General features: G+C 44.0%; 12 protein-coding genes. All 12 read left to right on the top strand.

Features of this window, described 5'->3' with window-relative positions:
- Window positions 1-61 precede the first annotated feature (61 nt).
- The 12 genes from OCU35_RS01950 (at window position 62) to OCU35_RS01895 (ending at window position 13,845) form a co-directional block, all read left to right on the top strand.
- Window positions 62-496, top strand: a complete 435-nt coding sequence (locus OCU35_RS01950) for a MerR family transcriptional regulator (RefSeq protein WP_250617715.1) — start codon at window positions 62-64, stop codon at window positions 494-496.
- A gap of 1 nt (window position 497) precedes the next feature.
- On the top strand, window positions 498-3,218 hold the full coding sequence (locus OCU35_RS01945) for a heavy metal translocating P-type ATPase (RefSeq protein WP_261825565.1): 2,721 nt from the start codon (window positions 498-500) through the stop codon (window positions 3,216-3,218).
- A gap of 180 nt (window positions 3,219-3,398) precedes the next feature.
- Entirely contained in the window at window positions 3,399-3,686 is a 288-nt protein-coding gene (locus tag OCU35_RS01940; protein ID WP_104046715.1) for a hypothetical protein, read from the top strand.
- A gap of 19 nt (window positions 3,687-3,705) precedes the next feature.
- Window positions 3,706-3,948 carry a hypothetical protein gene (locus OCU35_RS01935; protein ID WP_250617717.1) on the top strand — a complete coding sequence of 81 codons (243 nt, stop codon included), beginning with the start codon at window positions 3,706-3,708 and terminating at the stop codon, window positions 3,946-3,948.
- Window positions 3,949-4,219: 271 nt separating this feature from the next.
- Entirely contained in the window at window positions 4,220-4,600 is a 381-nt protein-coding gene (locus OCU35_RS01930) for a DUF3316 domain-containing protein (RefSeq protein ID WP_250617718.1), read from the top strand.
- Between the two features lie 53 nt (window positions 4,601-4,653).
- A complete protein-coding gene (locus tag OCU35_RS01925; protein ID WP_261825564.1) occupies window positions 4,654-4,995 on the top strand; it encodes a P-II family nitrogen regulator in 342 nt (113 codons plus the stop codon).
- 30 nt (window positions 4,996-5,025) lie between these two features.
- Complete coding sequence (locus tag OCU35_RS01920) at window positions 5,026-5,709, top strand: heavy metal response regulator transcription factor (RefSeq protein WP_077460046.1); 684 nt, start codon at window positions 5,026-5,028, stop codon at window positions 5,707-5,709.
- The gene (locus OCU35_RS01915) at window positions 5,706-7,025 is read left to right on the top strand and encodes a heavy metal sensor histidine kinase (protein WP_261825563.1); all 1,320 of its coding nucleotides are present in this window, start codon (window positions 5,706-5,708) and stop codon (window positions 7,023-7,025) included. The genes OCU35_RS01920 and OCU35_RS01915 overlap by 4 nt, the downstream gene beginning before the upstream one ends.
- Before the next feature lie 77 nt (window positions 7,026-7,102).
- Window positions 7,103-7,513, top strand: a complete 411-nt coding sequence (locus OCU35_RS01910; RefSeq protein WP_261825562.1) for a hypothetical protein — start codon at window positions 7,103-7,105, stop codon at window positions 7,511-7,513.
- Between the two features lie 98 nt (window positions 7,514-7,611).
- The gene (locus OCU35_RS01905) at window positions 7,612-8,997 is read left to right on the top strand and encodes a TolC family protein (RefSeq protein WP_390208408.1); all 1,386 of its coding nucleotides are present in this window, start codon (window positions 7,612-7,614) and stop codon (window positions 8,995-8,997) included.
- Window positions 8,998-9,010: 13 nt separating this feature from the next.
- Entirely contained in the window at window positions 9,011-10,720 is a 1,710-nt protein-coding gene (locus OCU35_RS01900) for an efflux RND transporter periplasmic adaptor subunit (RefSeq protein ID WP_250617722.1), read from the top strand.
- Window positions 10,720-13,845, top strand: a complete 3,126-nt coding sequence (locus OCU35_RS01895; protein WP_261825561.1) for an efflux RND transporter permease subunit — start codon at window positions 10,720-10,722, stop codon at window positions 13,843-13,845. The genes OCU35_RS01900 and OCU35_RS01895 overlap by 1 nt, the downstream gene beginning before the upstream one ends.

Genomic DNA, 13,845 nt, shown 5'->3' with positions numbered 1-13,845 from the left:
TTGGCTAGCAACATAAAACGAATAAAGTTTCATGTGCGTTAAACCTTCAGAGGCATGGATTATGTTGACAACTGAAATTGCGAGAGCAGCAGGTGTGACTGCTGAAACAGTCAGGTTTTACACTAGAAAAGGCCTTCTTTATGCAGAGCGAGATCCCAACAATGGCTACAAGATGTACCAGCAAAGTGCCGTTAATCGCCTGAAGTTCATTTCTCATGCGCGATCTATTGGTTTTAGCCTTAGCCAGATTCAAGAAATCATTGATTACTCCGAGCAAGAGCTGACTCCTTGCCCAGCTGTGAGGCAAATGCTGACTGATAAAATCGTAGAAACCAAGCAAAAGATCGAAGAGCACCAACGCCATTTAGCCATGATGGAAGCAACTTACGCAGAGTGGAATGAAAAACCGGATATGGAGCCCAACGGCAACGCATTGTGTTGCTTAATCGAGGACTGGTCTGAGAAGCACCATCAAGTATTACCCGAGGAAAACTAACATGAACACAACACAGTATTCTCTAGCACTTTCCGGCATTAACTGTGGCCGATGTGTCGCTAAAATTGTAGATGGGTTACGTGAAAGAGACCCGGATGTATCTTTCACTATTAATGATACGAAAAACAGAGCAGAGCTCATAACCACGTTGCTGCCAGAAAGCGCGATAGAAGTCCTTGCAAAGTTAGGTTATGCGGCTTCAATACCTACGCAACAAGAGTACCGTACATCAGTATCTAATGTTACTTGCCAACACTGTGTGGGTAAAATCACTCAAGCGATAGGTGGATTGGATGGTGCTGCTCAAGTGGTTGTTGATTTAGAAAATCAAACATTGGTTGTGAATAGCAGTTTGAACGGCAATGACATTGAAAGCGTATTAGTCGAACTGGGTTATAGCGGTATGACTGATGACACGCAACCACAAACTACGGATGTCATTAAATCGAACAAAGTGAAAACAACACAGGCGTTGGATGTCAGTATCGAGCTGTCATTAATCGGTGTCACTTGCGCAAGTTGTGTTAACACGATTGAAGGTGCTCTTATATCGGTGTCAGGTGTCGACTCTGTTGACGTGAACTTTGCGAATCGAACGGCGACCGTGGTTTCAAGTCAGCCTGCCAGCGTACTAATTGAGGCGATACAAGGCGCAGGATATGACGCAGAAGAAATTGTCGATCAGGCGTTAGCAAGTGACCTCAAAGAAGAGCGTGAATCTGAGGAGTATCGCTTTAAAGTAAAACAAAGCGTTATTGGTCTTGGTCTCGGAGTACCGTTGATGGTGTACGGTCTGTTCGGCGGACCAATGAATGTCAATACGCAATCTGAGCAGTTAATATGGTTGGCCTTAGGTTTAGTGACATTTTTCATTTTAGTCCGTGCGGGCAAGCACTTTTTTACTGGAGCTTGGAAGGCCTTTCTGAACCGTAATGCGAACATGGACACATTAATAGCGCTGGGAACGGGTACCGCTTGGCTCTATTCAATGGTGGTCGTTGTCGGGTCGCAGTGGCTTCCGGAAAGTGCAAGGCACCTCTACTTTGAAGCTACAGCCATGATCATTGGTTTAATCAATTTAGGACAGGCGCTTGAGTTAAAGGCTCGAGGCAGAACTTCGCAGGCTATCAAGCGTTTGCTTGATTTGAGAGTCAAAACTGCCATGGTGATTCGTGACGGCAAAGAGATGTCTTTACCGATTGAACAAGTTATCACAGGCGACTTGATTCGCGTTAGAGCCGGTGAAAAAGTCCCGGTTGATGGTGTGATTACAGAGGGCGAGACAACGATTGATGAGTCTATGCTCACTGGAGAGCCAATTCCTGTTGTTAAACAAGTGGGCAGCTCAGTTTCTGCCGGGACGATTAATGACCACGGAAGTTTCGTTTTTGAGGCGCAGAAAGTGGGCAGTGATACCGTTCTTGCTCAGATCATCAGCATGGTGTCGAACGCGCAAAACTCAAAGCCACCAATCAGCCATCTAGCCGATAAAGTGTCTTCAGTGTTTGTACCAACCGTGATGATTCTATCGATTCTGACAGCGCTGGCTTGGTATAACTTTGGCCCTCAACCTTCCTTAGTCTATATGATAGTGGCAGCTACCTCGGTGTTGATCATCGCATGCCCTTGTGCACTTGGTCTAGCAACGCCGATTTCTACTATGATCGGTGTCGGTAAGGCAGCCGAGTTTGGCGGGCTAATCCGAAATGGAGAAGCGTTACAAAGAGCCAGTGAGTTGGATGTCGTCGTACTGGATAAAACCGGTACGATTACTCAAGGAAAACCTGAAGTAACAAATTTTGTCTCGTTGTCAGATGATTCAGAGTTTTTGCCTCTGGTCAATGCTTTGGAGAAAGGATCTAACCATCCGCTAGCTAAAGCGTTAATCGCATTTACTCAAAGTGAGGTGCGTGATGAAGCGCGCCTACCAGAAGTGTCAGATTTCGAGTCATTAACCGGACTTGGTGTTCAGGCTCAGTATGCGGGTCAACGCGTGTTGCTTGGCAATCGCAAGCTGATGAAACAGTTTAACGTCAATGTTGAATTGGTTACAGAGCATGCATTGCAGTGGGAGCAAGAAGCCACCACAGTGGTGTATTTTGCGATAGGCGCTCAAGTGCAAGCGCTGTTCGGTATCAGTGACCCGATTCGAGATGATGCTCGAAGTGCGATAAATCGTTTTCATCAGCAAGGCATTCATGTCGTGATGCTAACGGGGGATAACCACAATACAGCGAAGGCGGTGGCATCACTCGCGAATGTTGATGAATATCATGCGGAATTGATGCCTGAGGATAAGCTTGACTGGATTAAGCAGTTGCAAGCGAAAGGGCATGTTGTCGGCATGGTCGGTGATGGTATCAATGATGCGCCAGCACTTGCTCAATCAGACGTTGGTTTTGCTATTGGCAGTGGTACGGATGTCGCGATTGAAAGTGCCGATATTACCTTGATGCGCAGCTCACTCCACGGTATCTCAGATGTGATTGGGATCAGTACTGCCACAATGAAAAACATTAAGCAGAACTTGTGGGGGGCGTTTATCTATAACAGCTTGGGTATTCCTGTGGCAGCAGGGCTTCTGTTTCCGTTCACGGGTTGGCTATTAAGTCCGATCATCGCTGGGGCTGCGATGTCACTGTCCTCTGTTACTGTTGTAACCAATGCTAATCGCTTGCGCTTTTATACACCAGCTTCAGCCTCTACAACCAATGAGGAGTAATACTATGTTAGTCAATATATTAGGTCTTACAGCAATCGTGTTTATAGTCTGGTGGTTTTGGGGTAAGAAAAACGGCTAAGATGACAAAACTGTCATGAATCCCTCCCCACTCCTGATCTAAGCGTTGCGATAAACTGAGTCTCAGTTAAACGAGTTAAAGTTATTTTGGAGAGCAAGAGAATGAAAAGCAAAAAATCAGATTGTCACAAGAATGGTCATCATAAAGGTCATGGATGGATGATGGTTCTATGCGCGTTATTAATGGTGGGTATTCCATTATTTATTCTCTCTTCTAGCCAAGAGATGTTTAGTTGGGCATACCTTAGTAGTGCGATTGTTCCATTAATCATCTGTTTAGCTATGCATGGTTTAATGATGAAGATGATGATGCCAAGTGAAAAGAAAGACTCCGAAGCCAACGAGCAATCGGTGGAAAAAATTGAAAACAATCAACAGTTCAAAGCATAAGTAAGGGTTAGGTGATTTTATGAAAAAGTTATATGTATCAGTGTTATTAAGTGGTCTAGTTGCGATGCCGGTGTTAGCAACAAATTCCATCGATGATCAGCATCGACATCACAATGTCGCGCAAAATGAGAAAGTGCATGTTAAGCAATCTCACGCGGATAAGATGAAGGATCACGATAGGATGATGGAACACATGCAAATGATGCAAAGCATGAACATGGAAGACATGCCAGAAGAGTGCAAAAAAATGATGAGTAGCTGAACCAATGAAATACTCGTGATCAGAACAAGAGAAAGCAGTTACTTTTTCTAGTAAAAATGAGCCGCCCGCGCTAACTGGGCGGCTCTTTATCGTTTATTGCCACAGGATTCATCGCAATTAATGCAAGGCTACTTGATTTTGTTGTGGTGAAAAGCCTATCGATTATCTCCCACCTAAATATCAATATGACAAAAATGTCATGTTTGAGTGCCGAAAATAGTCACACTGGTTTAGATAAAATGAGAGCATACAAACAGAGAAGGAAAAGTAAATGAACTTATTAAACAAAACGCTATTAACTAGCTCTATTTTGCTGACTAGCGCCGCTGCAATTGCTCAGCCGTTGTATACCGGTGGCAATTACATTAGTCGAGTCGATCACAAAACGCTCTCTGTTGAAGCAGCAGATTCTAAGCAACAGGCGTATAACCTTGGCTCGATAAAGTTAGCTGAGCTTGAAGGAATGACAGCTCAAGAACTTAACTCAAAAATTGTTCGAGCAAACAATTATGGTAGCAACCGAAACAATACTCATTTAAAAGATGAGGGATACGTGACAGTTCAAGAGAGATTGAACCATCAAGGTCAGTTGGAGTATGTAGCCAAAGTACACTTTGATGTTCATTATCAAGAGCGAGATAGCAATAAATAAACTCAACAGAGCTCCTGGGCCTCAACGGGTTCTAGGAGCAAAGGAGCCCCGTTATGATTGATAAAGTATCGGTAATATTTCAGGAACAAAAGCTTGAAGATATAGAATCTCTCCTCGCAGAGGAAGGTGTGCGAAACTTCACGATTAATCAAGTGCAAGGGCGTGGAAGGCATGCGAACGTAATTGATACCCATGCTTTAAACACACACTACCAACTAGATATTTTCATCGGTAATAGCCATACTCAGAGCTTGGTTGAGGCACTACTGGATACCCTATGTGTGTCACAAGAAGGCAATGGTGTTACGTCTGTTATAGAGAACGTTTTGTTGTTTGATAATAATATGAAAAAACAGATTTCTAACCCATCATATAATCACAAGCTTGATGTATAACACCGAAGGAAATCAAGGCATTTTTCTTATATGAAGTTACTCGTTGTAGAAGATGAAGAGAAAGCAGGAGCTTATCTTAAAAAGGGCTTAATTGAATCAGGCTACACTGTAGATCTATCTACCGACGGTGTTGATGCTTTGTACTTAGCTACCACCAATGATTATGACCTGATAGTCTTAGACATTATGCTACCAAAGCTGAATGGGTGGCAGCTATTGCAAACGCTTCGTAGCAGTGACATTTCTACACCTGTCATCATTCTATCCGCTAAAGATCAGGTTGAAGATAGAGTGAAAGGGCTTGAGCTGGGAGCGAATGATTACCTTGTCAAACCTTTTGCCTTTGTCGAATTGCTTGCTAGAGTCAAAAATGCATTACGTCATAAAACTACCACAGTCAAAACTGAGTCTGTTCTATGTATTGCTGATTTGAGCCTCGACTTGCTTAAACGAAAGGCGACTCGCAACAATGACACGATCCCTCTGACAGCAAAAGAGTTTTCTTTGTTGGAATATCTATTTGCGAAAAGAGGTCAAGTCGTCACTCGCACTCAGATAGCGTCCGCTGTTTGGGATATGAACTTTGATAGTGATACGAATGTTATTGATGCGGCAGTGAAAAGATTGAGGTCGAAAATCGACAAGCCTTATCAAAACAAACTCATCCAGACCGTGCGAGGTATGGGGTACAAGCTTGATGACGGCGTAGAATGAAAAAATTACTAAATCAATCAATCGCACGCAAACTAGTGTTTATGTTTGTCACAGCCTCTTTTGTGGTTTTAGTCGTGTTTGCTTTAACGATCCAACACGCTATCAAGAACCACTTTCATGAACAGGACTATAGGCACCTAGAAACAAAACTCCGCCCTTTGATAGGCACTGTTGAGCGTGATTTGGGCTTGTTCCATTCTTGGGGTATTTCCGCTTGGGTCTTAAACAACAAACAGGTGGTGAAAACAAATAATGAAACTATTGACTTTCCATCTGAGCTGATAGGCAGCTCCTCATATGAATGGAGTGTAGGCAATAACCGTTTTCATGCTTTTAAGTTTGATTACCCAGAGATAGAAGGTGGTGCGGTTGTTCTTGCAATGGATGTGACTCACCATAAGGTGTTTTTCGACAAGCTAAATACTATTCTATTTTGGACATTAGTTTTGACACTGAGTTTGTCGGGTGCTTACGCATTAATTATTGTTAGAAATGGATTACAGCCATTGAAACAGTTAAAAGAGTATATCGCGCAAGTGAACACGAGCAACCTCAGTATGCGTATACCAAGTGACTCACTTCCAAAGGAGTTAAGCAGCTTAGTTATTTCTCAAAATGAAATGTTAGAGAGGCTGCAAGAAGGCTACCTCAGGTTGAGTGAGTTTTCATCCGATATTGCTCATGAGTTAAGAACACCGTTGAACAATATCATGACTCAGACTCAAGTGGCACTTGGTACAGAGCGCTCCATTGAAGAGTACCAAGATATTTTAGTATCGAATATCGAAGAACTAGAACGATTCAATAAGACCATTTCGGATACGCTGTACCTAGCTAAATCAGAGAACAAACTTCTGTATAAGACCGAATCAGAGCTTGAGTTGAAAGAGGTTATCACGCCCTTACTTGAGTACTATGAGGTGTTGGCGGAAGAGAAAAACGTTCGATTTACCCTAGATGGTTCGTCGACTCTGTTCGGTGACAAAGATATGCTTCAACGAGCATTTGGTAATGTGTTGTCTAATGCGTTGAGGCACTGCTTTCATAATACGGATATATCGGTAGTAATCTCCGAATCAGAAATGAGCAACAAAGTGACAATCAGCAATGTTGGTGAGCCTATTCCTTTGAGCTCTTTGCCCTATATATTTGATCGGTTCTATCGCTCCGATAAATCGCGTGTCCATAACGGAAGTGTTGGTGCTGGATTAGGGCTTCCTATAGCTAAGGCTATTATGAAAGCACACAATGGGGATATCTTAGTTAATGCGAAGGATGAGCGAAGTGAGTTCGTCTTTATTTTCAATAACCTTTAGTTCTAACAAGTTTTAAATATCACTATTGCCCATCAGTTCTTATACTGTATTATGAATGCAAAGTGAAAAGGTACCACATGACAAACTCTTTGAGACAAACAAGTATTTTGATTATCAGCATCTTAGCGATGTTGATGTCGAGCTACGTCTCAAGTATGCCAATGATGGATATGAGTCCAATATCGACCTCTTCAGTTCAACCTTCTAATCATGACTCGATGGAAATGTCTGAGACTACAGCAAGCCATCATGCGATGATAGGCTGCCCATCGATGGAGATGACAAAGAGCGATAGTTCTATTCATTGCGGTAGCTCATCTACCTCTGGTGGTGACTGCTGTGAAAGCGTGTGTACTAGCGTATTTTCCCCACTCTCATCTTCTCGCTTAATCAGTACATCTGAATCTGATTTAGCCCTGCGTCACCCAATCAAAATAGGCGTTACAGTAACTCGTATTCAGAGCTTACTGCGTCCACCCTCTGTTTAATTCAACAATCATAACTATTTAGCTCTCAATTCTTTCTGCTGGAAGGCAGAGGTTGAGGTATGTCCATATCGTTTTATCGTGGATAAACAACAATGAGTATTGAATTAAACGGCTTCAGGGCATTTAAACCCCTGAGTCTTGGGGTTGCAATTGCACTTTATGCAATGCCTGCCCTGTCACATGCGGGGTCGAACGCGACTCCACAAACTATCGCGGCTTCGACGCAGCAGTTGAACGCCCTAATTGAAGCGGCTCTAGCAAATGATACGAGTCGCTCTCAATATGCTGCGCAGTCACAGGCGATGCGTGAAACGAGCGTTGCAAGCTCGACTCTCATGGATCCAAAACTTAAGGTGGGCTTTGGCGGTTTACCTGTGGATTCATTTAAGTTTGACGAAGATCCTATGACGAACATTTCTGTTGGATTAATGCAACAGTTTGAACGAGGTGCAACGTTAGATCTTAACCAACGTAAAGCGAATCAACAGGCCGATGGTATGGCGTATCAGGTTCAAGTTCGTGAACGTGAAGTGGCGAATAGTATTACTCAACTATGGTTGGAGCTGGGCTACCTTCAATACGCAGAAACGTTGATTGAATCTAATCAACGTCTCATGGTAGAGATGGAGCAGTATATTCAAACCAATTACTCAATTGGTAAGAGCGAAGCGCAAGATCTGCTTAACACCCAACTTAAAGTCAATAAGCTCGACGAAAAGCTGCAATCGAATCAACAAATGCAAAATCGAGCCGTAGCTCAGTTATCAGAATGGCTAGGCTCAGAGTGGTTAAATCATCGTTCCATTGATTCGAATCAGGCAGGCTATCAATTAGACTGGCCGCGTTTGAATACGCTTTTAGAGCAGCAAACCAGCAACACTCAGTACTACTCACTGCTTAACCAACATCCTATGGCGCAAATGGCTGACGCCAACATTTCTGCTAATCGCACCCAAGTTGAGGTTGCTGAACAATCTTATACACCACAATTTGGTGTCGAAGTGATGTATGCCTACCGTCAATCTGACAACATGAAAGGTGAACCAGCTTCAGATTTGCTGAGTGCCTATCTTACTATGGATATCCCTTTGTTCACTGGTAACCGCCAAGATAAAAATGTAACGGCCGCTCAATACCAAGTGGGCGCAGCGCAATATCAAAAAGATACGCTGCTCGCTCAAATGAACGCCCAAGTAAACGCATTAATGACGGACAGAATGAATCTCATTGAACGCATTCAGCGCTACCAAGAGCACTTATTACCTCAGTCCAAAGCCCGCATTGAAGCGATAGAGCGCGGTTATCAGAACAATACTGCTCAGTTTGGTGATGTCATTACTGCATCAACCGATGAATTGGCTCTTCAAATGGAGCTTGCTCGCCTAATAACCGATATGAACCAGGTCAATAGCAAGTTATCCATGTTACTTGGTGGTTTCGAATATCAAGTTTCTGCGCCAAATACTCAGTACAAAGAACAATAATAAAGGAATCAAGATGAGTACATTTAAAGTTGCAAGCCTAGCGTTACTAATCGGCAGCGCATTGGGTTATGGAGCGAATATTTACCTTTCAGGCATGAACTATAACATGGTTGGAATGACAGTTTCTGAGTCTAAATCAAGTGATGAACCACTGTATTGGGTCGCACCGATGGACCCAAACTATCAGCGAGATAAACCGGGAAAGTCGCCTATGGGGATGGATCTTATTCCTGTGTATGCTGATGACCTCAATGGTAGTAACGACAAGCCTGGAACAGTAAAAATCGATCCTGCGGTTGAAAATAACCTCGGTGTAAAAACAGATACCGTAAAGCAAGAGGTCCTTGCACCACGCATCGAAACTGTCGGTTATGTCGCCTTTGATGAGAGTCAACTTTGGCAGACCAATGTTCGAGTATCGGGTTGGGTTGAAAAGCTTTATATCAATGCCGTTGGTGAAAAAGTGAATCAAGGTGACACGCTGTTCACTCTGTATTCCCCAGAGCTTGTAAAAGCACAAGAAGAACTGATCAGTGCCTATAAGACCCAACGTAAAGGAATGATACAAGGTGCTACCGATCGTTTGATCAGTTTGGGGGTTGACCGCAATCAAATTAAATCCATCGCCCGTCGAGGTAAAGCGTCACAAACCATTGAAATTAAAGCACCGGCAGACGGCGTTATTGCAAGCCTCAATATTCGTGAAGGTGGCTACCTTTCTCCAGCTCAAGCGGTGATCAGCGCAGGTCCTTTGAATCAAGTATGGGTAGATGCAGAAGTCTTTGAACGTCAATCCCATTGGATTAAACAAGGCAGTCAAGCATCTATGACATTGGATGCCTTACCAGGTGGAGAATGGAATGGTGAAGTGGATTATGTCTATCCCATTCTTGACCCTAGTACGCGTACATTGCGTGTCCGCCTTCGATTCGATAATCCACAAGGTGAACTTAAGCCGAATATGTTCGCTAACGTCGCGCTAAAACCGGTATCAAGTGATGAAGTGTTAACCATTCCACGTTCCTCAGTCATCCGCTCTGGCGGTATGACTCGCGTGGTTCTGGCTGAGGGGGAAGGAAAATATCGCTCTGCCAGAATTGAAGTTGGTCGTGAGTCCGCTGACAAGATTGAGGTCATAAAGGGAATGCAACGAGGAGATCGTGTTGTTACGTCCGCGCACTTCATGTTGGACTCTGAATCAAGTCAGTCTGCCGATCTATCCAGAATCAATGGTGTTGAGCCAACTGCCGAAACGGCGTGGGCAACAGGTGAAATTACCGATGTAATGGTTGGACATAGGATGCTAACGATTAATCATAAGCCTGTTCCAGAGTGGGATTGGCCCGGGATGACCATGAACTTTATGGTGTCAGAGCTCGTTGAAATGGAACCACTTTCAAAGGGGAAAATGATCGACTTTGAAATGAAAAAATCTGAATCGGGTCAATATGAAATCGTTGATTACAAAGTAAGTGAGCTGAGCATAAATACAGAAGTATGGATAGACGGTGATGTCTCTATGTTAATGGCGGACTTTGGTATGGTGACACTAAATCATGCCCCTGTGGCTGATTGGTCCTGGGATGCAGGTGAGCTCAACTTTTCAGTCGGTGGTGACTTTGAACTCTCAGGTTTTCAGGAGGGTGACAAAGTTCGGTTTCTAGTTGAGAAACAAGGATCCGATTATCTTCTCAAAGAGTTAGTTAAAAGTGAGGATAAGTAATGATAGGTGCCATTATTCGCTGGTCTATCAACAATCGCTTCTTAGTGTTGGTAGCCACTTTTGCCCTCGTATTTGGTGGGCTTTATAGCGTAAAAAACACTCCTGTAGATGCCTTACCTGATTTATCAGACGTACAAGTTATCATAAAAACAAGTTACCCGGGTCAGGCACCCCAAGTGGTGGAAGACCAAGTTACGTATCCTCTGACAACGGCGATGCTTGCGGTTCCTGGCGCTGAAACTGTTCGTGGATATTCGTTCTTTGGTGATTCCTATGTGTATATCATCTTCAATGACAAAACAGACATGTATTGGGCACGTTCGCGAGTGCTCGAATATTTAAGTCAAGTTGCGCCAAACCTTCCCCCAAGCGCTAAGCCAACACTGGGTCCAGATGCGACAGGTGTGGGCTGGATTTATAATTATGTATTGCAAGATAAAACTGGAAAGCATGACCTTTCTGAACTGCGTAGCTTACAAGATTGGTTCTTGAAATATGAGCTGCAAACTGTTGATGGGGTGTCTGAGGTTGCAACTGTTGGCGGTATGGTTAAACAGTACCAAGTACAAATTGATCCAGCTAAATTACGCGCATATGACCTTACCTTACAACAAGTCAATATGGCTATTCAAAATGGTAACCAAGAAAGTGGCGCGTCTGTAGTAGAAGTTGCTGAAGCTGAGCACATGGTTCGAACCACTGGTTACTTGTCTAGTATTGATGACATTAAAGCGCTTCCACTCAAGGTAAGCAAAAAAGGAACCCCCCTATTATTAGGTGACGTTGCTGATATTGACCTCGGACCACAGATGAGACGAGGAATCTCTGAATTAAATGGAGAGGGCGAAGCCGTAGGTGGCGTAATTGTCATGCGTTTTGGAGAAAACGCGAGCGAAGTGATCAATAATGTTAAGGAAAAGCTAAACGAGCTTCAGGGTAGCTTGCCTGATGGTGTTGAGATAGTGGCTACTTACGATCGTTCTACGTTAATCAATGCAGCGGTTGAGAACCTTTGGAAAAAGCTTGCAGAAGAGTTCATTGTTGTCGCTATTGTATGTGCGTTGTTCCTATTCCATATTCGGTCTTCGCTCGTTATCGCATTGAGTCTCCCTGTCGGTATTTTAGGGGCCTTTATTGTCATGCATTGGCAAGGCATCAACGCCAACATTATGTCGTTAGGTGGTATCGCGATCGCAATCGGTGCGATGGTAGACGGTGCGATTGTTATGATAGAAAACGTACATAAGCACATTGAACGGACTCCATTGACTGACAAAAACCGATGGCAAGTGATTGGTGATGCGGCGCAAGAGGTTGGTGCACCGCTGTTCTTCTCGCTACTGATCATCACGCTAAGTTTTGTTCCTGTATTCGCATTGGAAGGTCAAGAAGGCAAGATGTTCTCGCCACTCGCCTTTACTAAAACTTATGCAATGGCGGCAGCAGCAGGCCTTGCTATTACGTTAGTGCCGGTGCTCATGGGATATCTTGTTCGCGGTAAAATATTACCAGAGAACAAGAACCCTATTAATAAAGGTCTAATTGCCCTTTACAAGCCCTTACTGAATATTAGTCTCAAGCACCCGAAAAGCATGATTGTATTGGCTATTGCTCTTATGGGGTCTGCTTATTATCCAACAACGAAGCTCGGTAGTGAGTTCATTCCTCCTCTTGATGAGGGTGACTTGATGTATATGCCAACCACCTATCCAGGTATTTCTATTGGTAAAGCGCGAGAGTTGCTTCAGCAGACAAACAAGCTAATTAAGACGGTACCCGAAGTACAGACAACATGGGGTAAAGTCGGTCGTGCTGACACTGCGACAGACCCTGCTCCCTTAACTATGATTGAAACCGTTATTCAGCTTAAACCGCGTGATCAATGGCGTGAGGGCGTGACAACTGAGTCGCTACGAAAAGAGTTTGATGACTTGATTCAATTTCCTGGTTTAACTAACGCATGGGTGATGCCTATAAAAACACGCATCGACATGTTGGCAACGGGTATCAAAACACCAATTGGAATCAAGATCGCAGGGAGTGATTTGGGCGAAATTGAGAAGATAGGTGCTCAACTAGAACCTATTCTTAACAATATTGCCGGCACGGCTTCTGTATACGCAGAGCGTGTTGCCGGTGGTCGCTATGTCACTATTGACATCAATCGAACAGCGGCAGCTCGGTACGGTCTTAACATCAAAGAGGTACAACAGGTAGTTTCTACCGCTGTCGGTGGTATGAACGTTGGAGAAACCATTGAGGGTCTTGAGCGTTATCCAATTAATGTCCGTTATCCACAAGATTACCGTGACTCAGTCGTTAAGCTAAAGCAACTGCCATTAGTTACCCCTAGTGGCGCTAGAATTGCCTTAGCTGATGTGGCTGATGTGCGCTATGAAGATGGACCACCAATGATTAAAACAGAGAATGCTCGTCCAAATGGTTGGGTGTTTGTTGATATCGATGGTCGAGATTTAGGCTCTTACGTTGAGGAAGCAAAACAGGCGGTTGCAGAGCAACTTGATATGCCTGCAGGTTATTCAATTGCATGGTCAGGTCAATATGAATACATGGAGCGTGCGAAAGAGCGCTTGGGTGTCGTCGTGCCAATTACGATTGCCATCATCATGCTGTTGCTTTACTTCAGCTTCCGACGTGTTGGTGAGGTGATGATCATCATGCTGACTCTGCCGTTAGCCATGGTAGGTGGCTTGTGGCTCATGCATTACCTTGGTTACAACTTCTCAATTGCGGTAGGCGTTGGTTTTATTGCTCTAGCTGGAGTTGCTGTTGAGATCGGGGTCATCATGTTGGTGTACCTCAACCAAGCATGGCACTACACCAAATTGGATGCCAAAGAGCAGGGCAAATCACTGAATGAAGAGGATTTAAGTAACTCGATTCAAGAAGGCGCTGGCTTGCGCGTTCGCCCGGTAATGATGACGGTACTTACTGTGATTATCGGTTTGATCCCAATCATGTACGGTGAGGGGACAGGCTCTGAGGTAATGCAGCGTATCGCTGCTCCAATGATTGGTGGCATGGCATCGGCTCTGCTACTCACACTTCTTGTTCTTCCAGCGATTTTCAAGCTTTGGAAAACACGCGAACTGAAACACGACTAA

This window comes from Vibrio breoganii, from assembly GCF_024346795.1.
Taxonomy (GTDB): Bacteria; Pseudomonadota; Gammaproteobacteria; order Enterobacterales; family Vibrionaceae; genus Vibrio; species Vibrio breoganii.
This window is presented reverse-complemented; position numbering and strand designations above follow the sequence as displayed.

Excerpts from the sequence above, each read along its gene's own strand:
- OCU35_RS01945 (WP_261825565.1), top strand. The coding sequence starts at position 498 with ATGAACACAACACAGTATTCTCTAGCACTTTCCGGCATTAACTGTGGC.
- OCU35_RS01930 (WP_250617718.1), top strand. The coding sequence starts at position 4,220 with ATGAACTTATTAAACAAAACGCTATTAACTAGCTCTATTTTGCTGACT.
- OCU35_RS01935 (WP_250617717.1), top strand. The coding sequence starts at position 3,706 with ATGAAAAAGTTATATGTATCAGTGTTATTAAGTGGTCTAGTTGCGATG.
- OCU35_RS01940 (WP_104046715.1), top strand. The coding sequence starts at position 3,399 with ATGAAAAGCAAAAAATCAGATTGTCACAAGAATGGTCATCATAAAGGT.
- OCU35_RS01915 (WP_261825563.1), top strand. The coding sequence starts at position 5,706 with ATGAAAAAATTACTAAATCAATCAATCGCACGCAAACTAGTGTTTATG.
- OCU35_RS01895 (WP_261825561.1), top strand. The coding sequence starts at position 10,720 with ATGATAGGTGCCATTATTCGCTGGTCTATCAACAATCGCTTCTTAGTG.
- OCU35_RS01900 (WP_250617722.1), top strand. The coding sequence starts at position 9,011 with ATGAGTACATTTAAAGTTGCAAGCCTAGCGTTACTAATCGGCAGCGCA.
- OCU35_RS01920 (WP_077460046.1), top strand. The coding sequence starts at position 5,026 with ATGAAGTTACTCGTTGTAGAAGATGAAGAGAAAGCAGGAGCTTATCTT.
- OCU35_RS01925 (WP_261825564.1), top strand. The coding sequence starts at position 4,654 with ATGATTGATAAAGTATCGGTAATATTTCAGGAACAAAAGCTTGAAGAT.
- OCU35_RS01950 (WP_250617715.1), top strand. The coding sequence starts at position 62 with ATGTTGACAACTGAAATTGCGAGAGCAGCAGGTGTGACTGCTGAAACA.
- OCU35_RS01910 (WP_261825562.1), top strand. The coding sequence starts at position 7,103 with ATGACAAACTCTTTGAGACAAACAAGTATTTTGATTATCAGCATCTTA.